This is a genomic window from Rhodococcus sp. UNC23MFCrub1.1 (assembly GCF_000686025.1).
In the GTDB taxonomy this organism is placed as follows: Bacteria; Actinomycetota; Actinomycetes; order Mycobacteriales; family Mycobacteriaceae; genus Rhodococcoides.
This window is the reverse complement of the sequence record NZ_JMLQ01000001.1, coordinates 64,014-86,303: the sequence shown is the minus strand read 5'-3', so window position 1 is coordinate 86,303 and position 22,290 is coordinate 64,014. Positions and strand designations below refer to the sequence as shown.

The window sequence follows — 22,290 nt, the reverse complement described above, 5'->3', positions numbered from 1 at the left end:
ACCGCAGAGGCGGTGGAACGAGTGCGGGTGAAGACGGGTGCGGAGCGAGTAGTGCTGCGGCGGTTCAGCGTTGGCCGTACACGTTCTGGTAGCGGTCGTGCAGCGCGTCGACGGCGTCCGGCGGGATGGGCAGCGGCCGGCCGAGCTGGTGTGCGAGATGCACCGACCGTGCGACGTCCTCGCACATCACCGCTGCCTTGACGGCGGACCGCGCCGTCGGGCCCACCGCGAAGACGCCGTGGTTCTGCATCAGCACGGCGGGCGACCTGCTGCCACGCAGCGTGTCGACGATGCCGCGTCCGATCGAGTCGTCACCGATCGCGGCGAACGGTCCGACGGGGATGTCGCCGCCGAACTCGTCGGCGCACATCGTGGTGACCACCGGGATCGGTTCGCCGCGGGCGGCCCACGCCACCGCGTAGGGGGAGTGGGTGTGCACCACCGCGCCGACGTGATCGAGGTGGCGGTAGACGTAGGCCTGGGCCGCGGTGTCGGAGGACGGGGCGTGATCGCCCTCGACCACGGTGCCGTGCAGATCGCACAGCACCATGCTCTCGGGGGTGAGGTCGTCGTAGGAGACGCCGCTCGGCTTGATCACGAAGAGGTCGTGGCCGGGGACCCGAGCGGACACGTTGCCGGCGGTCCACACCACCAGTCCGTACCGCACCAGTTCGGCGTGCAGCGCGCACACCTCGGCGCGGACCGCCTCCACGGTGCCGCGAGCGCTGTCGAGAACGGTCATCGTCGAACCGCCTTCCGGTCGAGCACGTCGCCGCGGAGGGCCCGCAGGTCGCGCATGGTGGACACCTGACGTCCGAAGTGGTCGTGAAGATCGGAGTAGATGCGGAACAGAGCGTCGTAGGCCTGCGACCGGCCCTCGTCGGGTTGGTACGCGCCGCGGTGCACGCGGCCCATCGCCTTCGAGGCCACGGGCACGTCGGCGTAGCAGCCGGCCGCGACTGCCGCGTGGATCGCCGATCCCAGCGCCGGACCCTGGTCGGACCCGATGACCGAGAGCGGCATGCGCAGCACGTCGGCGTAGATCTGCATCAGCAGTGGGTTCTTCGCCAGTCCGCCGGCGACGACGAACTCCTCGACCGGAACACCGCTGGCGCGGAAGGTCTCGACGATGACCCGCGTGCCGAAGGCCGTGGCCTCGAGCAGTGCCCGATAGACGTCCTCGGGCCTGGTGGCGAGAGTTGTACCCAGCAACAGTCCCGAAAGTCGGTGGTCGACCAGGACGGATCGGTTGCCGCTGTGCCAGTCGAGGGCCACCAACCCGTGTTCGCCGACCTCCTGCTCGGACGCCAGCCGGGTCAGGTACTCGTGGACCGACTCGCCGGCCTCGGCGGCGGCGTCGCGGTAGTCGGCAGGAACCCCGGTGCGCGTGAACCATCCGAAGATGTCGCCGACTCCGGACTGCCCGGCCTCGTACCCGTAGGACCCCGCGACGATGCCGCCGTCGACGACGCCGCACATCCCCGGAACCTCCCGCAGTACGTCGGCGCTCATGACGTGACAGGTGGAGGTGCCCATGATCGCCACCATGCGCCCGGGTTCCACGGCGCGGGCCGCCGGCGCCGTGACGTGCGCGTCGACGTTGCCGACGGCCACGGCGATTCCCTCGGGCAGTCCGGTCCACGCGGCCGCCTCGGCGGTCAGAGATCCTGCACGAGAACCCAGTTCGCCGATCGGCTGGTCGAGCTTGTCGGTGACGAACGCGGCGAACCCGGGTGCCAGGGCGGTGAGGAACTCGGCCGACGGGTACTCGCCGTCCTGGAGAATGCCCTTGTAACCCGCCGTGCAGGCGTTGCGGACGTAGCGTCCGCACAGCTGCCAGACGATCCAGTCCGCCGCCTCGACCCACCGCTCCATGGCGTCGTAGACCTCGGGGTCCTCCTCGTGGATCTGCAACGCCTTGGCGAACTCCCACTCGGACGAGATCAATCCGCCGTAGCGGGGGAGCCACGCCTCGCCGCGCTCCGCGGCGAGGGCGTTGATGCGATCGGCCTGGCCCTGCGCCGCATGGTGTTTCCACAGCTTCACGTAGGCGTGCGGCCGATCGGCGAACTGGGCAACCTCGTCGAGCGGGGTGCCGTCGGCGAGCGTGGGCACCATCGTGCACGCCGTGAAGTCGGTCCCGATGCCGACCACCCGGTCGGGCGGGACACCGGCATCGCGCAGGGCTGCGGGAACGGCGGTGCGGAGCACGTCGCGGTAGTCGTCGGGAACCTGGAGGGCCCAGGCGTCGCCGAGTCGCACGGAGCCGCCGGGCAGCGTCGACTCCAGGACTCCGTGTCGGTACTCGTGCACGGCCGTACCCAGCTCGGCACCGTCGGAGACCCGCACGACGACGGCCCGTCCGGACAGCGTGCCGAAATCGACTCCGATGGTGTAGGTCTCGTGATCGGGCGTCGTCATGGCTGTTCTCCTGTGGCTCGGGTGGTGCTCGCGCGCACGACGAGTTCCGGAGCGATCTGCGTCTCGGGACCGCCGGTCCCGTCGATCGCCGCTCGCAGGATCTCGATGGCGCGTCGGCCCACCTCGGTGAAATTCTGTCGGATCGTCGTCAGCGGAGGGATGAGATAGGCGGCTTCGGGGATGTCGTCGAAGCCCACGACGCTCACGTCCTCCGGCACCCGACGGCCGTGCTCGTGGAACGCACGCAGCAGGCCCAGCGCCATCTGATCGTTGGCGCAGAACACCGCCGTGACGTCGGGATCGGCCGCCAACCGGGAGCCGCGCTCGAACCCACTGCGCGCGGACCAGTCACCACGGAGCGGAGGGGTCCACGGCAGCCCCGCCTCGTCGAGGACCTCCCGCCACCCCTGTTCGCGCGCGCGAGCCTCGGCCCAACCCAGCGGACCCGCGAGGTGGGCGATGCGTCGATGTCCGGAATCGACGAGGTGACGGGTGGCCAGGCGGGCGCCGCCGACCTGGTCGATGCCGACCGTCCAGCGCGAGGTCAGCGGATCGCCCTCCACGACGACGACGGGCACCACCGCCTCCTCGGAGCGCGCCGCGGCCACCGCGTCGTCGGTCGCGGCGATGAGGACGATGCCCTCGACGCCCTGGTCGTGCAGGTGGTGCATCGCGTCGACGAGCTCGTCGCGCGAGAGGGTCGTGAGACTGACAGCGCTGACCGAGAAACCGGCCTCGCGGGCGGCGCTCTGGACGGTGCGGTGGGTGGTGCTCGGGCCCCAGAATCCGAGCTTGGAGCCGATGATGCCGATGGTGGCCGACCGCTTCGTCACCAGGGCGCGGGCGGCCCGGTTGGGCCGGTACCCGAGCTGGTCGATGGCACGCTGGACCCGTTCCCGAGTCTCCGGACGAAGGTTGTTCTGTCCGTTGATGACTCGGGAGACCGTCTGATGGGACACGCCGGCGAGCCGGGCGACGTCGGCCATGACGGGAGGTCGACCGTCCGTGCCGGTCGTGGTGGTCATGCTCGCCTCGGACGGAAGCGGGCCCGCGGCACCGTGGTCAGACGCTGAGCGACGACGAAGACGAGCAGCAGTGTTCCGACCGTGATCCGAGTCCACCACGAACTCAGGGTCCCGTCGAACGCGATGAACGTCTGGATGGCACCGAGGATGAGGACACCGACGACCGAGCCGAGAACGTAGCCTCGGCCACCCGTGAGCAGCGTCCCACCGATGACGACGGCGGCGATCGCGTCGAGCTCCATGCCGACCGCGTGGAGGCTGTAACCCGACAGGGCGTAGAACGCGAACAGGAGTCCGCCGAGCGCGGCGCAGAAACCGCTGATCGAGTAGACACCCACCTTCACCGCCGCCACACGCAGTCCCATCAGCACGGCCGACGCCTCGTTGCCGCCGATGCCGTAGACCGACCGGCCGAAACGGGTGCATGCGAGGACGTAGGCCGCCACCGCGACGGTCACGAGTGCGATGACGACGCTCCACGTGATGGTGTAGCCGCCCGGGAGCTCGATCACGGCGAACGCGATGGAGCTGAACGTCTCGTCGGTGATGGGGATGGACTCGACGCCGATCATGTAGCAGAGACCACGGGCGAGGAACATGCCGGCGAGCGTGGCGACGAACGGCTGGATCTGGAGGTAGTGCACCAATACGCCCATCGTGGTGCCGAGCAGCGTGCCGCACAGCAGCACGGCGGCGATGACGAGGACGGGGGACCAGCCGAGTTGCAGTGTGCGCGCCGCGATCATGGTCGACAGCGCCACGACGGAGCCGACCGAGAGATCGATACCGCCGGTCAGGATGACGAAGGTCATGCCCACAGCGAGGACGATCAGGAACGCGTTGTCGACGAACAGGGAGAGGAACAGCTGCGGGTCGGCGAAGCCGGGGTAGCGCATCTCGCCGACGCCGAACAGGCCGACGAGCAACGCGAAGGTGGCGATGACCGGCAGGAACCTGCTCGGCGGCGAATAGCGCCGGATGCGGTCCCAGCGGGACGGCGCGGTGGAGGTGGCCGGGGGGCGTGTCAGCAGATCGGTCATGACCGGGCCGCCTTTCGAGTCGTCGGTCTCCTGTGTCGAAGGCCCAGCAGTGACGCTCGGGCACGCGGTGACTGCAGGAGGCAGACGACGATGACGACCAGAGCCTTGAAGAGGTAGTTGGCCTCGGAGGGGATGCCGAGATTCGGGATGGTGCGGGTCAGGGTGCCGATGAGCAGCGCACCGACCACGGTGCCGGCGAGCGAGAAGCGTCCGCCCGTGAGTGCCGTGCCGCCGATCACCACGGCGAGAATCGCGTCGAGCTCGATCCACAGACCGAGGCTGTTGGCGTTCACCGAGTTGGTGTTGGCGGCGATGATGAGACCGGCGATGCCGGAGCATGTCGCCGCGAAGACGTAGACGGTCCACACGATCGTGCGGGCGCTCACTCCCGCGAGGCGACTGGCCTCGGGATTGATGCCGACCGCTTCGACGAGCATGCCGAGGGCGGTACGGCGGGTCAGCAGGGCGGTCACCACGACGACGGCGAGCGCGATCAGCAGTGCCACGGGGAGTCCGAAAACAATCCCCGAGGCGAGCGAGCTGAAGGCCCCGTCCTGCACGGTGGTGATCTGACCGTCCGTGATGAGCATGGCCAGGCCGCGGCCGGCCACCATGAGGACCAGGGTCGCGATGATCGGCTGAATCCCGAACACCGACACCAGCAGTCCGTTCCACAGGCCCAGCAGCACACTGGCTCCCAGTGCCCACACGACGGCCATGACGACGGTGGTGACGGCGCCCTCGTCCGGGGCGGCCGCGATACGGGTGCAGGCCACGGCCGCCGCGATGACGGCGACGGCGCCGACCGACAGGTCGATGCCGCGGGTCGCGACCACGAGCGTCATGCCCACCGCGACGAGGATGAGCGGTGCGGAGTTCCGCGCGATGTCGACGACGTTGCCGAACAGGCCACCGTTCTCGATCCTGATGTCGAGGAAGTCCGGTGTCGCGACGACGTTGACGACGATCAGCGCGATCAGGGCGAGCAGCGGCCAGACGACCGGGTGCGACATCCATCCCGGGGTCCGGCGACCGGCCGGGGCGTCGGACGCCGGCCGTGGCGGGGGAGTCGACGTCGGTCGTACTCCCAGAGTGTCGGTCATGCCTCGGAACTCCTGTCGTCTGCGCGGGTTCCCGCCGCGATGGTCGCGAGGACGTCGTCGACGGAGACTCCTCGGTTGACGCGCTCGTCGATCAGGTGGTGATCGCGCATCACGACGACGCGGTCGCTGAGGCGCAGGATCTCCTCGAGCTCGGCCGAGATGAACACGACCGACATCCCGCGTTCGGCGAGATCGGCCACGAGAGCCTGGATCTGCGCCTTGGCGCCGATGTCGATTCCGCGGGTGGGCTCGTCCAGGATCAGGATCTCCGGTTCCGTGACGAGCCAGCGCGCGAGCAGCACTTTCTGTTGGTTGCCGCCGGAGAGGTTGCGCATCAACGCGTTCGGGTCCGCGGGGCGGATGTCGAGTGCAGTGATGTACTTCTCCACCAGGGCGGTGCGGGTGGCGCGGGGGATCGGGCGCATCCACCCACGAGTGGCCTGGAGCGCGAGCATCATGTTGTCGGCCACCGTCAGGTCGCCCACGACGCCGTCCGCCTTGCGGTCCTCGCTGGTGAGCGCGACCCGTCGATCGACCGCGTTGCGTGGTGTGCGGAAACGTCGACGGGTGGAGTGGATCTCGATGGTGCCGGAATCTGCGCGGTCCGCCCCGCCGAGCAACCTCGCCAGTTCGGTGCGGCCCGATCCCAGCAGCCCCGCGACGCCGACGACCTGCCCGGCGTACAGCCGGAGATCCGTCGCCTCGAGGGCGCCCTTGCGGCCGAGGCCGAGCACCTCCATGACGGGTTCGGTGGTGGGATCGACCACCGTGGGCTCGCGGTCGTCCAACTCGCGCAGGGTGTCGAGCTCCCGGCCGATCATCAGTTCCACCAGGGTCAGTTGCGGGGTGTCCGCCACCGACCGCTCCTCCACCAGGCGTCCGTTGCGCAGGATCGTCATGCGATCCGAGATGCGATAGACCTGGTCGAGGAAGTGGGAGACGAAGACGACGGCCGTACCCGCGTCCCGCAGCCGCTCGATGACCCCGTACAGGGTCTCCACCTCGTCCTTGTCGAGGCTGGAGGTGGGCTCGTCGAGGATGAGCACGCGGGCGTCGACGTCCACCGCACGAGCGATCGCGATCAACTGCTGCACGGCGATGGGGTGATCGCCGAGCACCGACGCGGGATCGACCGCGAGGCCCAGTCGATCGAGCGTCGCACGTGCGCGGCGGTTCATCGCCCGGGTGTCGATACCGCCCACGGCGTCGAGAACGGTGCGCACCGCGCCGCCGGTGCCGCCGAGCAGTCGGTCGAGCCGCCGCGGCTCGCGACCGAGCAGCATGTTCTCGGCCACGGTGAGGTTGGGCAGGAGGTTGACCTCCTGGTACACCGTGCTGATGCCGGCGGCCTGAGCGGCCGCCGGACTCGCGAACTCGTGCACGGTCCCGTCGACGGTGACGGTGCCGCTGTCGATCGGGTAGACGCCGGTGAGCGCCTTGATCAACGTCGACTTGCCGGCACCGTTCTCGCCCATCAGCGAGTGGACCTCGCCCGGGTAGAGCCGCAGGGAGACGCCGTCGAGGGCACGGACGGCGCCGAAGGTGATGGAGATGTCCGTCATCTCCACGATCGGTTCCGTCGCCGTCGTGGTCGGCGGGGGGACGATCATCTCGGTGCTCATGTCAGTACTGGCGGTCGGCGAGCACGGAGGCGGCCTGCTCGCGGGTGAAGGTGGTCTCCTCGGTGACCACGCGCTTGGGTACCTCGTCGCCGGCGACGACCTTCTTCGTCAGGTCCATCAGTTGCGGTCCGAGCAGCGGGTTGCACTCGACGATGTAGTCGATCTTGCCGTCGGCCAGCGCCTGCATGCCGTCCTTGACCGCGTCGACGGTGATGATCTTGATGTCCTTGCCGGGGACGAGGCCGGCCGCCTCGATGGCCTCGATGGCGCCGAGGCCCATGTCGTCGTTGTGGGCGTAGACCACGTCGATGGCCTTGTCGGAGTTCAGGAACGACTCCATGACCTGCTTGCCGCCGTCGCGGGTGAAGTCACCGGTCTGGGACTTGGAGATGGCGATGGTCGGTTGTGCGGCGATGGCCTCGCGGAAGCCCTCGGCGCGATCGATGGCCGGTGCGGCACCCGTCGTGCCCTCGAGCTCGACCACGTTGATGCGTCCGTCGGCGTTGACGTCCGACGTCGCGCTGTTCTCGACGAGCCAGTCGCCGGCCTTGACGCCCTCGGCGACGAAGTCGGATCCGAGGAACGTGGCGTACAGCGACTCGTCCGTCGTGTCGACCGAGCGGTCGGTGAGGATCACGGGGATGTTCGCGCGCTTCGCTTCCTGCAGCACCGGCTCCCAGCCTGTCTCGACGACCGGGCTGAAGGCGATCACGTCCACCTTCTGCTGGATGTAGGTGCGGATGGCCTTGATCTGGTTCTCCTGCTTCTGCTGTGCGTCGGAGAACTTGAGATCGATTCCGGCCTCGCTCGCCGCGCCCTGGATCGACGTGGTGTTGGCGGTGCGCCAGCCGCTCTCGGCTCCGACCTGCGAGAAACCCAGGACGGTCCCGCCTCCGCCGCTCGCGGAGTCGCCTCCGCCGCCGCAGGCACTCAGGATCAGCGCACTGCTCACCAGGAACGTGCTCGCTGCAACGACTCTCTTCGACGTCATCGTGGTCTCCTCTGTAGGCATCACTCCGTGTGACGCGTGACACAGAGTGTGAGCGTTAACATTCGTCTGCGTCAAGAGGTTCGCGAACATTGCCGAAACGAGATGTGAACGCTCACATCAATGGCATCATGTGGCGGTCGTGACGCGGGAGGGCCGGACGACCACACCGCGGGAAGGCTGGAGGTGGGCCGACTATCGCGCGGCGAACCTGTACTCGATCACGCAGCGAGACGTCTCGCCCGGGCGCAGGACGGCCGACGGGAACGCCGGCCGGTTCGGGCTGTCGGGGAAGAACTGGGGCTCGAGCGCGAGTCCGTCGCCCTGACGCAGCGCGGTACCGCGTCGGGACACGGTGCTGCCGTCGAGGAAGTTGCCGGTGTAGACCTGCAGCCCGGGCCGATTCGTCCACACCTCGAGCGTCGTGTCGCTGCGATGCGACGTGACACGCGCGGCGCGGCGCAACTCCCCGCCGTCCTCGGGTCCGTCGAGGACGAAGTTGTGGTCCACCCCTCGCGTGGCCGCCACATGAGGATCGTCGGACCGGACGACATCGCCGATGCGGCGCGGGAGCCGCAGGTCGAGTGCCGTGCCGTCGACCGGGACGACACCGTTCGTGGGAATTCCCGCGGAGTCCACGGGCACGAACGAGGCCGCGTCCACCTGCAGTTCGAGGTCGTCGACACCGTGTCCGTCGAGATCGATGTAGGCATGGCTGGTCAGGTTCACCACTGTCGTACGTGAGGTCTGCGCGAGGTACTCGATGCGCATCGTGTCTCCCTGGACCGAGTAGACGGCGCGTGCCCGCACCTCGCCGGGGTAGCCCTGGTCGCCGTCGGGACTCACCAGGGACAGTTCCACCTCGTCAGCGGTGACCCGCTCCACCGTCCAGGTGCGGGAGTCGAAGCCGTCGACTCCGCCGTGCAGGTGGTTGTCGCCGTCGTTGCGCGACACCTCCACCCGCTCACCGTCGAGGTCGAATCGCCCGTGCGCGATGCGATTGGCGTAGCGCCCCACGGTCGCCCCGAGGTAGTCCGTGCCCGCGCGCAACTCGGCTTCGCCGGCGACGCCGACCGACACGTCGCGGCGCACACCGTCCCCGCCCGTGACGGTCAGGCGCAGCAGGGTCGCACCGTACGGCAGCACCTCCACCTCGATCCCCGGCGCCGAGCCGATGGTCACGGCGGTGTCGGACGTCCTGTCAGTGGTCATGGCGCAGACCCTACGACCAGAGGTGATTGAATCTGTAGATCATGACGACCGACACCGCGACCGACAGCGCAGGAGTCGCACCTCGGCACCGAGTGCTCTCCGGCATCCAGCCCACGGCGGATTCCTTCCACTTGGGCAACTACCTGGGCGCGGTGCGGCAATGGGTCGAACTGCAGGACGAGTACGACGCCTTCTACTTCATTCCGGACCTGCACGCCATCACGGTGCCGCAGGATCCGAAGGAGTTGCGCGCCCGGACTCGCCGCGCCGCAGCGCAGTTGCTGGCCGTCGGCATCGACCCCGCGCGCTCCACGCTGTTCGTGCAGTCCCATGTACCCGAACACGCCCAACTCGCATGGGTTCTCAACTGCATCACCGGATTCGGCGAGGCCGGCCGCATGACGCAGTTCAAGGACAAATCGGCACGCCAGGGCAGCGATCAGGCGAGTGTGGGCCTGTTCACCTACCCCGTGCTGCAGGCCGCGGACATCCTGCTCTACCGCCCGCAGCGAGTGCCCGTGGGGGAGGACCAGCGCCAGCACCTCGAGCTGACCCGCGATCTCGCCCAACGCTTCAACTCGCGCTACAAGAAGACGTTCGTCGTGCCGGAGGCGCACATCGTCACCGGTATCGCGAAGATCTACGACCTGCAGGAGCCGACGGCGAAGATGAGCAAGTCCGGCTCCGGCGTGTCGGGCCGGATCGACATCCTGGACGACCCCGCCGTGTCGGCCAAGAAGATTCGCTCGGCGGTCACCGACAACGAGCGTGAGATCCGCTACGACACGGCGGAGAAGCCCGGTGTCAGCAATCTGCTCACCATCCAGTCCGCCCTCACCGGCACGCCCGTCGCGACGCTCGTCGAGGGATACGTCGGAAAGGGATACGGTGATCTCAAGAGCGACACCGCGGATGCGGTGTCGGCGTTCTCCGCCCCGGTGCGCACGGCGTTCAGGGAGTACATGAACGACCCGGCCGAACTCGACCGGATTCTTCGGGACGGGGCCGAGCACGCACGCTCGATCGCGTCCAGGACGCTGGCACAGGTGTACGACAGGGTCGGATTCCTTCCACCGAAAGGCTGAGCGCCATGCCGGACTTCGCGGCGATCATCGAGGAACGTCGACGGCGGTGGCCGTGGTTCGATCACCTCGCGCGGGCCGGCTCGGTGTACCAGCAGCAGAAGGGCGACTACTACGCCGCGGGTATCACCTACTTCAGCGTTCTGGCCCTCTTCCCGCTGCTGATGGTCGCGTTCGCCGTGGTGGGCTTCGTTCTGGCCTCCCGGCCGGACCTGTTGACGGAACTGCAGTCCCAGATCGCCGAGAACGTTCCCGGGAGTTTCGCGGGCACCATCAACGAACTGGTCTCGAGTGCCATCGAGTCGCGCACCAGCGTGGGCATCATCGGTCTCCTGGGTGCGCTCTACGCAGGCCTCGGATGGACGGCCAATCTGCGGGAGGCGCTCACCGCGATGTGGGAGACGCCGCACGAGGCGGGCAGCTTCCTGGCCACCAAGGCCAAGGATCTCGGAGCGCTGCTCGGTCTGGGTCTGGCCCTGGTGATCTCGCTCGGCCTGTCGGCGGTGGCCAGCGGGTCGGTGGTCCCCGTACTTCTGAAGGCCGTCAATCTGGACGATGTTCCCGGTGTCGGCGTCGCCGTGCAGATCGCGTCGTTCGCCCTGGCGATCGCCGCGACGTGGGCACTGTTCGTGTGGGTCATCGCCCGGCTGCCCCGTGAGCCCGTGACCGTGCGCAGCGCGGCACGCGCCGCGCTGTTGGCGGCCGTGGTGTTCGAGATCTTCAAGCAGGTCGGCGCGGTCTACCTCGAGAGCGTCACGTCCGGTCCGGCCGGTGCCACGTTCGGACCGATCATCGGCATCCTCGTGTTCGCCTTCACGACGTCACGCTTCCTCTTGTTCTCGACGGCGTGGGCGGCGACGGCCACGGAGAACCTGTCCCTCGCGGCACCCGCCGTGCCCGACAGTGCGGTGATCGCACCGCAGGTGGTGGTCCGCGAAGGGGTCTCACCCGCCGGTGCGGCAGCTCTCGTCGGCGCCGGCGTGCTCACCGTGCTCGGCCTGGGCGGATGGCGCGGCCGGCGCCGACGCTGACGTGCAGCGTGGTCAGGACCGTCTGCGGTGCAGCGTGCGCGCCCACAGGAGGAGCCCGATCACGACGATCAGACCCAGAACTCCTGCACCGACCCTGATCGCCACCTCGCTCTCGTCGTCCACTCCGGCATAGGCGCCGCCACTGCTCGCCTCGGTCCGGCGATCGGTCGGCGCGGTCGAGGCGGGGGTCGACGAGGTCGGCGCCGCCGCCGCGTCCGGGCTCCCGGTCACCAGGGTGCCCACCACCGTGTCGGCAGGCTGCGTGAAGCCGTAGTCGAGCAGGCGGGCGGCCTGCTCCCAGGGCCGGATGGGCAGCACGTCGGCATTCATGAGCGACACGGCCAACCGGCGGCCACCGCGTTCGGCCGCGCCGACGAAGGTCTGGCGTGCGTCGTCGGTGTAGCCGTTCTTGCCGCCCAGTGCATCCGGGTAGTTGAACAGCAGCGCATTGTCGCTGGCAAGGGTGAAGCCCGGCCGGTCCTCGTTGAGCGGCAGATCGGGGTTCACCGGCACGCCGGGCATGTCGGGCCGTGAGGGGTTGTCCGGCTTCGACGCGTCCTTGGGATAGCCCGGGAACGGAACCGATTCGGTGGCAACGAGTTCGGCGAAGGTCGGATCGTCCATCGCGGCCCGGAAGATGAGCGCCAGATCGTAGGGTGAGCAGGCCATGCCCGGTCCGTCGAGACCCGACGGCGACGCCGTGCGCGTGTCCAGGGCACCGAGCTCACGGGCCTTCGCGTTCATCTTCTCCACGGCGGTGTCGACGCCGCCGAGCTGGACGGCGAGGGCGTGCGCCGCATCGTTGCCCGACGCCATCACCAGCCCCTGCATCAGCTGGCGCACCGAGTACACGCCGCCGGTACCGATGCCCACCGCGCTGCCCTCGGCGGCCGCGTCCTCCGCGGTGGCCACCACGGTGCGATCGAGATCGAGCTCGTCGAGCGCGACGAGCGCCAGCAGGACCTTGATCGTGCTCGCCGGCCGGTACCGGCCGTGCGGATCCTTCGCCGCGATCACCGCGCCGGAGTCGAGATCGGTGAGCACCCATCCCGCCGCCGAGATGTCCGCGGGAAGAGCGGGCGCACCGGCCGCGGTGATCACACCGCACGCCGCCAGTTCCTCGCCGCCGACCGTCTCGGCCGGGACGGGTACGGGCTGCGGTTCCGCGTCGCCGGGAGCGGGGACCTCGGACGCATCGATGGCCGGTGGTGGCACGTCACGGTGGGGACAGGCGTCGGTGTCGGGCGTCCGGAACGGGGTGGACGTCGGAGGCGGTGCGGGCTGCGCCCCGGCGAGACTCGGAAGGAGTGCCGGCGTACCCACGAGCACGACCGCCGTCGCGATCGCCGCGGCTGTCCGTCGGCCGCGTCCGGTGCGGTCGTGAATGTTCATCACCGGTCACCCTAGGCGGCGCGCTCGCGCACGCCGCCCCGGGTGACCGGGTGTGTCCGGATCGAGAAGTCAGTCGGCGGACGGCCGGAGGTACGGCCGCTGGACCTTCTTCCACGCCTCGTACGTCTCGTACGCCGTCTGCGTGCTCTCGAGCGTCGAGGTGGCGCTGACCGGGACGTCCCACCAGGACTCGCTGTCCGGAGCGGCGATCAGCGGATCGGTCTCGACGTGGATGACCGTGCAGCGGTCCGCCGCCTTGGCCACCTTGACGGCGTCGGCGAACTCGCCGGCGGTGTTCACGCGGATGACGTCGGCGCCGAGACTCTGTGCGTTGGCCGCCAGATCGACGGGCAGCACACCGCCGTCGAGTCGACCGGACTCGGACCGGTAGCGGTACGCGGTGCCGAAGCGCTGGGAGCCGAGCGACTCCGACAGTGATCCGATGGAGGCGAAGCCGTGGTTCTGCACCAGCACCAGGATGACCTTCACGCCTTCCTGGACCGCGGTGACCAGCTCGGTGGCCATCATGAGGTAGCTGCCGTCGCCGACCATGACGAAGACGTCGCGATCCGGTGCCGCCATCTTGACGCCGATGCCGCCGGCCACCTCGTAGCCCATGCAGGAGAACCCGTACTCGACGTGGTAGCCCTTGGCATCGCGTGTGCGCCAGAGCTTGTGAAGGTCTCCGGGCATCGAGCCGGCGGCGCACACGACGATGTCGCGTGGGTCGGACAGCGAGTTGGTGAGACCGATGACCTGGTTCTGGTTCATGCCGAGGTTGTCGTCGTCCACGGCGTAGACCGAGGCGACCGTGCGATCCCACTCGGCGGCGAGTTCGGTGGCGCGCGCACGGTACTCGGCGCTCACCTCGTGGTCCGCGAGCGCGCCCGTCAGTGCTTCGAGCGCCTCGCGGGCGTCGGCGACCACGGAGAGACCGCCCTGTTTGACCGAGTCGATGGACGCGACGTTGATGTTGACGAACCGCACGTCGGGGTTGGAGAAGGCCGTGCGCGACGCGCTGGTGAAATCGCTGTAGCGCGTGCCGATCCCGATGACGACGTCGGCCTCGGTCGCGAGGGCGTTGGCGGCCGTGGTGCCGGTGGACCCGATGGCACCGACGGACTGCGGGTGGTCGTACACGAGGGAGCCCTTGCCGGCCTGGCTCTGGCCGACGGGGATTCCGGTCTTCTCCGCGAACGACGCGAGCGCCTCGGTGGCACCGGAGTAGATGACGCCGCCGCCGGCGACGATCAGCGGCGCCTTCGCCGAGCGGATGATCTCGGCGGCGCGGGCGACGACGGACCGCTCGGGCAGCGGGCGGGCGACGTGCCAGGTGCGCGGTGCGAAGAACGACTCGGGCCAGTCGTGTGCCTCGGCCTGGACGTCCTGCGGGACGGCGACCGTGGCGGCGCCGGTCTCCACCGGGTCGGTGAGGACGCGCATGGCGCCGAGCAGAGCCGCGGGCAGTTGCTCGGCGCGCCACACTCGATCGAAGTAGCGCGAGAGCGGCTTGAACGCGTCGTTGACGGTGACGTCGCCGCTGGACGGGAGCTCGAGCTCCTGCAGCACCGGTGAGGAGGCGCGGGTGGCGAAGGTGTCCGCCGGGAGCAGCAGGACGGGCAACCGGTTGATGGTGGCCAACGCCGCGCCGGTGAGCATGTTGGTCGAGCCCGGTCCGACACTGGCGCTGACGGCCCAGGTCTGGAGACGGTCCTTCTGGCGGGCGAAGCCGACGGCGCTGTGCACCATGGCCTGCTCGTTGCGGCCGAGGACGTAGGGGAGCTCCGGTTCGGTGCCCGCCTCGACGGCGTCGATCTCGGCCTGCAGCAACGCCTGTCCGAGACCGGCGACGTTGCCGTGGCCGAAGATGCCGAAGCAGCCCGCGAAGAACTTGGTCCGGACCCCGTCACGCTCGACGTACTGGTTGGCGAGGAAGCGGACGATGGCCTGGGACACCGTGAGGTGCACCATCGGCTCGGCGTTCTCGGTCTTGCTCTGTGACATCGGTGCGGTGGACACCATCGTCAGGCTCCTTTTCCACGGTGCGCTGAGTCCAGCGGAGGTCGGGGGGTGAGGGGGAGGCGTGGATCGACGTCCTGGCCGTCCCACGTGCTGCGGATCCAGGTGTGGTCGGGATCGTCGACGATCTTCCAGGCGCGCTCGCTGCCCGGTCCGGCCATGACGTTGAGGTAGTACATGTGGTAGCCGGGCGCCGCGACGGACGGCCCGTGATACCCGTGCGGGACCAGGACGACGTCACCCGTGCGCACCTCTTCGAGCACCTCGATGGGACGCTCGGGTGTGCCGTACACGCGGTGGTACCCGAAACCGGCGGAACCGTCACGGCCACTGTCGATCTCGAAGTAGTAGATCTCCTCGAGTGCCGATTCGGTCTCGGTCTCCTCGTCGTGCTTGTGGCCGGGGTAGGACGACCAGTTGCCGCCGGGGGTGATGACCTCGCACGCGATGAGCGAGTCGGCCTCGAAGGTGTCGGCGGTGCCGAAGTTGTGCACCTGACGGCTGCAGTTGCCCGCGCCGCGCAGTTCGACGGCGACGTCGGCGGCGGGAACGTACCGGAACGGCAGGGCCCGCGAGGCGCGTGCGCCGCACAGCGCGAAACGTCCACCCTGCTCGCTGCGCAGGGTGTAGCTGCTGTCACGGCCGACGTACGCGAAGTCGGAGGGCCCGTCGAAGACCGACGCGCGCCCCGTCAGTGCGAACGACTCCTCGCCGCACGTGACGGTCGCGGATCCCTGCAGAGGGACCACCATGATCTCGTCGTCGTCGGAGGTGAGATCGACGGACTCGCCGGGTGCGAGAAGCACTGTGCGCAGACTGGACTCGGTCCATCCCGCGCTCTCCGGGGTGACTGTGACTCCGGCGCCGGGGACGGCGGGAATGTAGAACTCGCTGTTCACTCGTCCGCCCCGCCCCGCACCATGTCGACTGCGGTCGCCACCGCGGTGGCGACGTCGCCGTCCTTCGGGTAGAGCAGTGTGCGGCCCACGATGAGGCCGCGGACGGCGGGGATCTTCAGTGCGCGTGCCCAACTGGCGAAGGTCTCGTCGGGCGCGGTCTGCGGGTCGCCGCCGAGGAGCAGCGTCGGGAGCGTGGTGGCGTCCATGACGCGCTCCATCTCGTCGACCACGGGCAGCTTCATCCAGGTGTACGCCGACGAGGCGCCGAGGCCCTGGGCGATGTGGATGGACTTGATGACGGCGTCGGCACGCAGATCGTTGACCACCTTGCCGTCGCGGCGCGACGACAGGAACGGCTCGACCATGGCCATGAGGCCCTCGGCCGCGAGTTCGTCGATGGCCTGCGCGCAGGCGGTGAGGGTGCCGAGCGTGCCGGGATCGTCGAGGTCGATGCGGGTCAGCATCTTGGCGCCGTTCATCCGTGCCTTCGCGGTGGACGCCGCGGTCGCGCCGGTCATCCGGTCGTCGAGCTCGAACGACGCGCCGGCGAGTCCGCCGCGGTTCATCGAGGAGATGACGACCTTGTCGTCGAGGGCGCCGAGCAGGACGAGGTCGTCGAGAATCTCGGACGTCGCGAGGACACCGTCGACTCCCGGGTCGGCCAGCGCGGTGCGCAGGCGGTCGAGCAGTTCGGTGCGACTGTTCATGGCCGTCGGGTTCGAGCCGACCGACAGGGCACCGCGGGCGGGGTGATCGGCGGCCACGATCATGAGCCGCCCGTCTCCGCGCACCGTCTCACGAGTGACGCGAGAGGCCCAGGCGCGGTCGATCGCGCCCGGGTCGTGCGCCCGGATCTCGGTGACGTCGGCGTACGTGGTGCAGGTCGCGGTGATGGTCTCAGACATGTGCTTCCTCGGAATCGGCGAGATCGGAACCCGGTGCGGTGACCGCGGACTCGGCGAGGGCGGCGACCTCGTCGGCGGTGGGCATGGCGGTGGAGCATTCGAGGCGCGACGCGACGATGGCGCCGGCCGCGTTGGCGTGGCGAAGGATCTTCTCGAGTGGCCATCCGGACAGCAGTCCGTGGCACAGCGATCCACCGAAGCTGTCGCCGGCACCGAGTCCGTTGACGACGTCGACGAAGTTCGGCGGCACCTCCACGCGCTCGGTGCGCGTCTTGCCCAGTACGCCCTTGGGGCCCTGCTTGACGATCGCCAGTTCCACCCCCATGTCGAGCAGCGCGTCGGCGGCCCGGTCGGGCTCGGTCTCGCCGACGGCGACCTCGCACTCCTCACGGTTGCCGACGGCCACCGTGACGTGTCGCAGTGCGCGCTGGACCTGCTCGGTCGCGGCGGCGGGGCTCTCCCAGAACATGGGCCGGTAGTCGAGGTCGAGCACTGTCAACGGAGCGCGTCCACGCGCCTCCCAGGCGGTGAAGTGTGCACTGCGCGAGGGCTCCTCGGACAGACCGGTGACCGTCGACCAGTACAGAGCGGCGCTCCGGACGGCCTCGGTGTCGATGTCCTCGGGGCGCACCTGCAGGTCCGGCGCGGTGGGCTTGCGGTAGAAGTACAGCGGGAAGTCGTCCGGCGGGAAGATCTCGCAGAACGTGACCGGGGTGGCGTACTGGCCGTCGACCACGACGTAGCGGTTGTCGACGCCGAGGCGGGCGAGCTCGGCGCGCACGAAGCGGCCGAACGGATCGTCGCCCGCGCCGGAGATCAGCGCGGTGCGGCGCCCGAGTCGCGCGGCGGCGACGGTGACGTTGGCGGCGCTGCCACCGAGGAACTTGCCGAACGTCTCGACGTCCTCGAGGCCCACACCGACCTGCAGGGGATAGATGTCGACTCCGCTGCGTCCGATGGCGAGCACGTCGAAACGTGCATCACCGGTGGGGCCGGTGTTGTTCACTGTGGTCAAGGTCTGCTCCATCGATACTCGGGGCGTGTGCGTGGGGGCCGGTATCACTGTGCTCCGCGCCACACCAACCTGTCAATAGTTTGTCCTGACATTCTAACTTGCCGTCATATTGCGCACGGTCACTTACACTCTGTTCTCGGGCAGCCCGCCCGCACACCCGCCTAGTTTCGGATCGGAGCTGGTACGTGAGTCAACCGCTCGCCGTGGAGCTCGACAGGTCGAGTCCCGTTCCGCTCTACTACCAACTCGCGCAGGCCATCGAGGGCGCGATCCTCGGCGGCAGTCTGGCCCCGGGTGACCGCTTCGAGAACGAGCTCGCCCTCGCGAAGCGCCTGAACCTGTCGAGGCCGACCACGCGTCGGGCCATCCAGGAACTGGTGGACAAGGGGCTGCTGGTGCGCAAGCGTGGCGTCGGCACACAGGTGGTGCAGAGCCCGGTGCATCGACCGGTGGAGCTCACCAGCCTCTTCGACGACCTGGCGCGCGCCGGCCAGGACCCGACGACGAAGTTGCTCGAGTACTCGGTCGGGCTGCCCACCGAGGACGTGGCGCGCGAGCTCAACATCGGGCCGGAGTCCGAGGTGGTCACCGTGCGGCGTCTGCGACTGACCAAGGGTGAACCGCTCGCGCTGATGATCAACTACATGCCCGTCGACGTGGCGCCGGAGCCCGCCGAGCTCGAGGCGCACGGCCTGTACCAGTCGCTTCGCACCAAGGGAGTCCACATCCGCCTCGCTCGCCAGCGCATCGGGGCGAAGGCGGCCGATCGCGACGAGGCGCACCTGCTGGACGAGAAGCCGAAGGCGCCGCTGCTCACCATGCACCGAACGGCGTTCGACGACTCCGGCAAGGTGGTCGAGTACGGGTCGCACGTGTACCGCGCGTCGCGGTACTACTTCGACACGACCCTCGTCGACCGCTGACCCGGAGGCGTCAGCCTGCGATCGACCGGAGTGTCGGCCGAACCTTCTCCAGCGCGTACGTCAGCGACGCCGGTGACGGTGTGTTCAGCGCGATGATGGTCGCGTAGTCCGTGATCAGCATGCCGCCCGAGCGCACCGAGGGTAGATCAGCCCAGCCGGGCAGTGCCTCGAGATCGGCGGCGGTACCGCCGTTCACGAGGATGATCACCAGGTCGGAGTTCAGGACGTCGACGCGTTCGGGCCCGACGACGAGCCGGTTGCCGGCCGTGGCGGGCAGGCCGACGGCCGGCAGCGTCATCCCCAGTTCCTGGTAGAACGCCGAGGCGCCGTCGTCGGGATCGGCCACCACGACGAGCTGCTGGGTGGCCGGGATGTACTGCGACAGCAGCGCCGTCCTCCCCGCCAGTCCGGGCAGCTCCGCGGCGGCATCGGCGAGGGCGGTCCGCGTCCGCGCGATCACCGCGTCGGCGTCGTCCTCGCGGCCGAGCGCCGTGCCCAGCGCGCGCGTCAGCGCGTCGTAGGGCGAGACCGTGTCGCCGATGACGGGAATGGTCGGGGCCAGTGCGGTCAACTGCTCGTACTGGGTCGGTGTCGACGCGGCGAAGTCGGCGAGGATGAGATCCGGTGCGTACGAGGCGATCTCCTCGATGGGGAGGGTGCCCTCGACGGGGACGGGAATGAGCGGTACGTCCGCCGCCAGCTCCGACTGCCAGGGATAGCGGCCGTCCGGTGCCCCGGTCGTGTCCGAGGCGAAGGCCACCGGCTGCACCCCCAGGGCGAGCGCGGCGTCCACGGCCGGAGCGGTGAGGGCGACGATGCGAGGGTCGGACCCGAGTTCGGCGCGGTCGATCGCGGTGGAGCCCAGTGCGTGCTCGATGGTCACTGTGCCCGTCGGGGCGTCGCTGTCGGGCACCGCGTCGGACGCCTGATCACTGCTGCACCCGGCCGCCGTGAGGAGTGTCAGAACGGCGACGGCCGTGGCGAATCGTCGTGATGTCGTGCTGCGCATGCGGTACCCCTGCTGCTCGCGATGCCTCCGGAGACCGCGGAGGTAGGGGTACCCTAAGTCACCCGGGAGGCCGCGTGGGGAGCTACGTGTCGGCCGGCGGTGCCGTGCTTCCGCGCACCTGCAGTGTCGGCGCGATGAGGTCGAGGGTGCCGGCTGCCGTCGGACGAGCGATCCGGTCGATCACCGCCGCTGCGGCCCGGCGACCGACCGACGCGCTGGCGTTGTCCACCGACGTCAGGGAGACGTGGCGCAGTTGTGCGATGGAGGTGTTGTCGTATCCGACGATCGAGATGTCCTGCGGCACGGCCAGTCCCGCTTCCTGACAGGCCGTCATGACACCGACCGCGGCGATGTCGTTCACCGCGTACACGGCGGTCGGGCGGGGGGTGCGGGCGAGGAGTCTCCGGGCGGCGTCGTATCCACCGTCCTCGGTGAGGTCGCACGCTTCGACGAGGCCGTCGGTGTCCAGACCGCGCGACGCCATCGCGGCGCGGTAGCTGTCGGCGCGCAGAGCGGACACGGCGCCGAACGACCCGGCCACGTGGGCGATCCGGCAGTGACCCAGTTCCGCGAGATGCGCCACCGCCAGCGCGGATCCCGCGGTGTCGTCGTTGGCCACGACGTCCGCGCGGGGGAGTTCGAGGTCGCGGCTCGCGACGATCACCGTCGGCATGGACGTCGCGGCATCGGCGACCAGGGGAGTGGGTGACCGGGTGCCGACCAGGACGAGCGCGTCGAGTCGCAGTTCGGTGAACTTGCGGACGACGGTGTCGTCCCCGCTCCGGTCGGCTCGACCGTCGCCGAGCATCATGGTCAGCCCGTGTGCCTCGAGCACCGGGGCCATGCCCTCGAGGCAGTCCACGAACCACGGGTTGCGGAGGTCGTTGATGAGGACCCCGACGATGTCCGTCCGTTGCCGGGACAGGTTGCGAGCCGACAGGTTCGGCCGGTACCCCAGCTCGTCGATGGCTGCGTGCACGGCCGCGCGCTTCTCGTCGCTGACGTTGGGGGAGTCGTGCAGGACCAGGGAGACGAGCGACTTGGACACGCCGGCGCGTTCGGCCACGGTGCGGATCGTGGGTGGCCGCTCGATGTTCGTCACGGCTCGCTCCGTCCGGTGAGGCGGCCCCGCCGAGTTGGACCGTGCCAAACGCAGCCTAGCGGGACGGACGCGGTGAACGGAAGAGCGTTGACAGCGCGATCGAGCGACGGGCAGACTGCGGACAGTCTACCGTTTGGAACGGTCCAACCACCCCCTCGTCTGGAGTGCACCCATGTCCGACCCTCGCCTCACCACTCTGCCTGTCGCCGTCGTCGGCTTCGGCTGGATGGGCCGCGTCCACACGCAGGCCTACAGCCGCGTGCGCCACCACTACCCCGCGCTCCGACCCCTGCCCGTTCTCGCGACCGTGGCCGACGAGGTGCCCGGCCGCGCCGCCGAGGCTGCCGAGCAGTTCGGCTTCGGCTCGTCCACCGAGTCGTGGCGCGACGTCGTGGCCGACCCGTCCATCGGTGCCGTGTCGGTGACGTCGCCGAACTTCCTGCACCGGGAGATGGGCGTCGCGGTGGCCGAGGCCGGGAAGCACCTCTGGATCGAGAAGCCCGTGGGACTGTCGGCGGACGATGCCCGCGCAGTGGCGATCGCCGCGGAGAAGGCAGGCGTGCAGACGGCAGTGGGCTTCAACTACCGCAATGCACCGGCCGTGGAGCAGGCGCGCGGCATCATCGCGTCCGGCGAACTGGGCGACGTGACACATGCACGCTTCCGGTTCTTCAGTGACTACGCGGCCCACCCGGACGGCGCACTGAGCTGGCGTTTCGAGCGTGAGCGTGGCGGTAGCGGCGTGCTCGGCGATCTGGCGTCCCACGGCGCGGATCTGATCTGGTACCTGCTCGGCGAGATCGCCTCGCTGGTGGCGGACACCGCCGTCTTCATCCCGCAGCGTGCCAAGCCGACGGGGGTGACCAGCGGCCACATGCGCGCCTCGGGCGGTGAGCAGGGCCCGGTGGAGAACGAGGACTTCGTGTCCGCGCAGCTGCGCATGGCGACCGGCGCCCGGTGCGTCCTCGAGGCCAGCCGCGTGGCGGTGGGTGACCAGAACTCCTACGGATTCGAGATCCACGGGACCAAGGGCTCGGTCTCGTGGGACTTCCGTCGGATGGGGGAGCTGCAGCTGGGCCTGCGGGCGGCCGGCGAGGATCAGCCGCTGTATCAGGATCAGCCGCAGTCGACGCTCTTCGTCGGTCCGGGAGCGGGCGAGTACGGCGTCTTCCAGCCGGGGTCCGCGTCCGCGATGGGGTACGACGACCTGAAGGTGGTCGAGGCGGCGCGCTTCCTGCAGTCGATCGCCGAGAACGCCTCCGTCGGCGCGACCGTGCGGGATGCTGTCCGCAGCGCCTCGGTGCTGGACGCGATGACGGAGTCGGTGGAGTCGGGAAGGTGGGTCACGCTCTAGCGGGTATGTCCGGCTGCAGTCCTAATGTCCGAACAAAGTATTGACTTATGGCTGTGATGCGTATTACATCGACATCACACGGAACGTTCGCCGCTCGCCTCCCTCACGGAGTGTCATCCGAACGAATGCTCCGCCAGCGCAGAGAATC

Annotated in this window: 19 protein-coding genes; 4 read left to right on the top strand and 15 right to left on the bottom strand. The window is 69.3% G+C overall.

All coding sequences use genetic code 11. The features are described 5' to 3' along the window. Positions 1–64: 64 nt before the first annotated feature. The 8 genes from BR07_RS0100415 to BR07_RS0100380 form a co-directional block, all read right to left on the bottom strand. Positions 65–742 (bottom strand): L-ribulose-5-phosphate 4-epimerase, encoded by a 678-nt coding sequence (locus tag BR07_RS0100415; RefSeq protein WP_027503753.1) that lies wholly within the window; start codon positions 740–742, stop codon positions 65–67. Then, positions 739–2,421 (bottom strand): ribulokinase, encoded by a 1,683-nt coding sequence (gene araB, locus BR07_RS0100410; RefSeq protein ID WP_027503752.1) that lies wholly within the window; start codon positions 2,419–2,421, stop codon positions 739–741. The genes BR07_RS0100415 and araB overlap by 4 nt, the downstream gene beginning before the upstream one ends. Further along, complete coding sequence (locus tag BR07_RS0100405) at positions 2,418–3,446, bottom strand: LacI family DNA-binding transcriptional regulator (protein ID WP_027503751.1); 1,029 nt, start codon at positions 3,444–3,446, stop codon at positions 2,418–2,420. Before BR07_RS0100405 ends, araB begins: the two co-directional genes overlap by 4 nt. Continuing rightward, complete coding sequence (gene yjfF / locus BR07_RS0100400) at positions 3,443–4,486, bottom strand: galactofuranose ABC transporter, permease protein YjfF (protein ID WP_037183810.1); 1,044 nt, start codon at positions 4,484–4,486, stop codon at positions 3,443–3,445. The genes BR07_RS0100405 and yjfF overlap by 4 nt, the downstream gene beginning before the upstream one ends. Next, complete coding sequence (locus BR07_RS0100395) at positions 4,483–5,589, bottom strand: ABC transporter permease (RefSeq protein WP_231476089.1); 1,107 nt, start codon at positions 5,587–5,589, stop codon at positions 4,483–4,485. Before BR07_RS0100395 ends, yjfF begins: the two co-directional genes overlap by 4 nt. Then, positions 5,586–7,211 (bottom strand): sugar ABC transporter ATP-binding protein, encoded by a 1,626-nt coding sequence (locus tag BR07_RS0100390; protein ID WP_027503748.1) that lies wholly within the window; start codon positions 7,209–7,211, stop codon positions 5,586–5,588. Before BR07_RS0100390 ends, BR07_RS0100395 begins: the two co-directional genes overlap by 4 nt. 1 nt (position 7,212) lies before the next feature. Next, positions 7,213–8,202 carry an ABC transporter substrate-binding protein gene (locus tag BR07_RS0100385; RefSeq protein ID WP_027503747.1) on the bottom strand — a complete coding sequence of 330 codons (990 nt, stop codon included), beginning with the start codon at positions 8,200–8,202 and terminating at the stop codon, positions 7,213–7,215. Positions 8,203–8,394: 192 nt separating this feature from the next. Next, positions 8,395–9,411, bottom strand: a complete 1,017-nt coding sequence (locus BR07_RS0100380; RefSeq protein ID WP_027503746.1) for an aldose epimerase family protein — start codon at positions 9,409–9,411, stop codon at positions 8,395–8,397. 41 nt (positions 9,412–9,452) lie between these two features. Between BR07_RS0100380 and trpS the strand changes: the two genes are divergently transcribed. Together trpS and yhjD are read left to right on the top strand one after the other, a co-directional pair. Continuing rightward, positions 9,453–10,496 carry a tryptophan--tRNA ligase gene (gene trpS / locus BR07_RS0100375; RefSeq protein ID WP_027503745.1) on the top strand — a complete coding sequence of 348 codons (1,044 nt, stop codon included), beginning with the start codon at positions 9,453–9,455 and terminating at the stop codon, positions 10,494–10,496. A gap of 5 nt (positions 10,497–10,501) precedes the next feature. Then, a complete protein-coding gene (yhjD, locus tag BR07_RS0100370; RefSeq protein ID WP_027503744.1) occupies positions 10,502–11,524 on the top strand; it encodes an inner membrane protein YhjD in 1,023 nt (340 codons plus the stop codon). A gap of 12 nt (positions 11,525–11,536) precedes the next feature. On the opposite strand, the gene BR07_RS0100365 is transcribed toward yhjD, so the two are convergent. The 5 genes from BR07_RS0100365 to iolC all read right to left on the bottom strand — a co-directional run bounded on the left by BR07_RS0100365 (position 11,537) and on the right by iolC (position 17,766). Then, a complete protein-coding gene (locus BR07_RS0100365; RefSeq protein WP_037183807.1) occupies positions 11,537–12,916 on the bottom strand; it encodes a D-alanyl-D-alanine carboxypeptidase family protein in 1,380 nt (459 codons plus the stop codon). A gap of 69 nt (positions 12,917–12,985) precedes the next feature. Further along, positions 12,986–14,938 carry a 3D-(3,5/4)-trihydroxycyclohexane-1,2-dione acylhydrolase (decyclizing) gene (iolD, locus tag BR07_RS0100360; protein ID WP_027503742.1) on the bottom strand — a complete coding sequence of 651 codons (1,953 nt, stop codon included), beginning with the start codon at positions 14,936–14,938 and terminating at the stop codon, positions 12,986–12,988. 2 nt (positions 14,939–14,940) lie between these two features. Beyond that, entirely contained in the window at positions 14,941–15,834 is an 894-nt protein-coding gene (gene iolB, locus BR07_RS0100355; protein WP_027503741.1) for a 5-deoxy-glucuronate isomerase, read from the bottom strand. After that, complete coding sequence (locus BR07_RS0100350; RefSeq protein ID WP_027503740.1) at positions 15,831–16,739, bottom strand: Cgl0159 family (beta/alpha)8-fold protein; 909 nt, start codon at positions 16,737–16,739, stop codon at positions 15,831–15,833. The genes iolB and BR07_RS0100350 overlap by 4 nt, the downstream gene beginning before the upstream one ends. Beyond that, positions 16,732–17,766, bottom strand: a complete 1,035-nt coding sequence (iolC, locus tag BR07_RS0100345; protein WP_051612912.1) for a 5-dehydro-2-deoxygluconokinase — start codon at positions 17,764–17,766, stop codon at positions 16,732–16,734. Before iolC ends, BR07_RS0100350 begins: the two co-directional genes overlap by 8 nt. Positions 17,767–17,939: 173 nt before the next feature. Between iolC and BR07_RS0100340 the strand changes: the two genes are divergently transcribed. Further along, positions 17,940–18,677: a GntR family transcriptional regulator gene (locus BR07_RS0100340; protein WP_027503738.1), complete on the top strand. Its 738-nt coding sequence runs from the start codon at positions 17,940–17,942 to the stop codon at positions 18,675–18,677. Positions 18,678–18,687: 10 nt separating this feature from the next. Here the strand turns inward: BR07_RS0100340 and BR07_RS0100335 are convergent, their stop codons facing one another. Both BR07_RS0100335 and BR07_RS0100330 read right to left on the bottom strand, forming a co-directional pair. Next, positions 18,688–19,686 carry an ABC transporter substrate-binding protein gene (locus BR07_RS0100335; protein ID WP_027503737.1) on the bottom strand — a complete coding sequence of 333 codons (999 nt, stop codon included), beginning with the start codon at positions 19,684–19,686 and terminating at the stop codon, positions 18,688–18,690. A gap of 82 nt (positions 19,687–19,768) precedes the next feature. After that, positions 19,769–20,788, bottom strand: a complete 1,020-nt coding sequence (locus BR07_RS0100330) for a LacI family DNA-binding transcriptional regulator (protein ID WP_027503736.1) — start codon at positions 20,786–20,788, stop codon at positions 19,769–19,771. Between the two features lie 172 nt (positions 20,789–20,960). Here BR07_RS0100330 and BR07_RS0100325 point away from each other — a divergent pair, with 172 nt between their 5' ends. Next, positions 20,961–22,142: a Gfo/Idh/MocA family protein gene (locus BR07_RS0100325; protein WP_027503735.1), complete on the top strand. Its 1,182-nt coding sequence runs from the start codon at positions 20,961–20,963 to the stop codon at positions 22,140–22,142. Positions 22,143–22,290 lie beyond the last annotated feature (148 nt).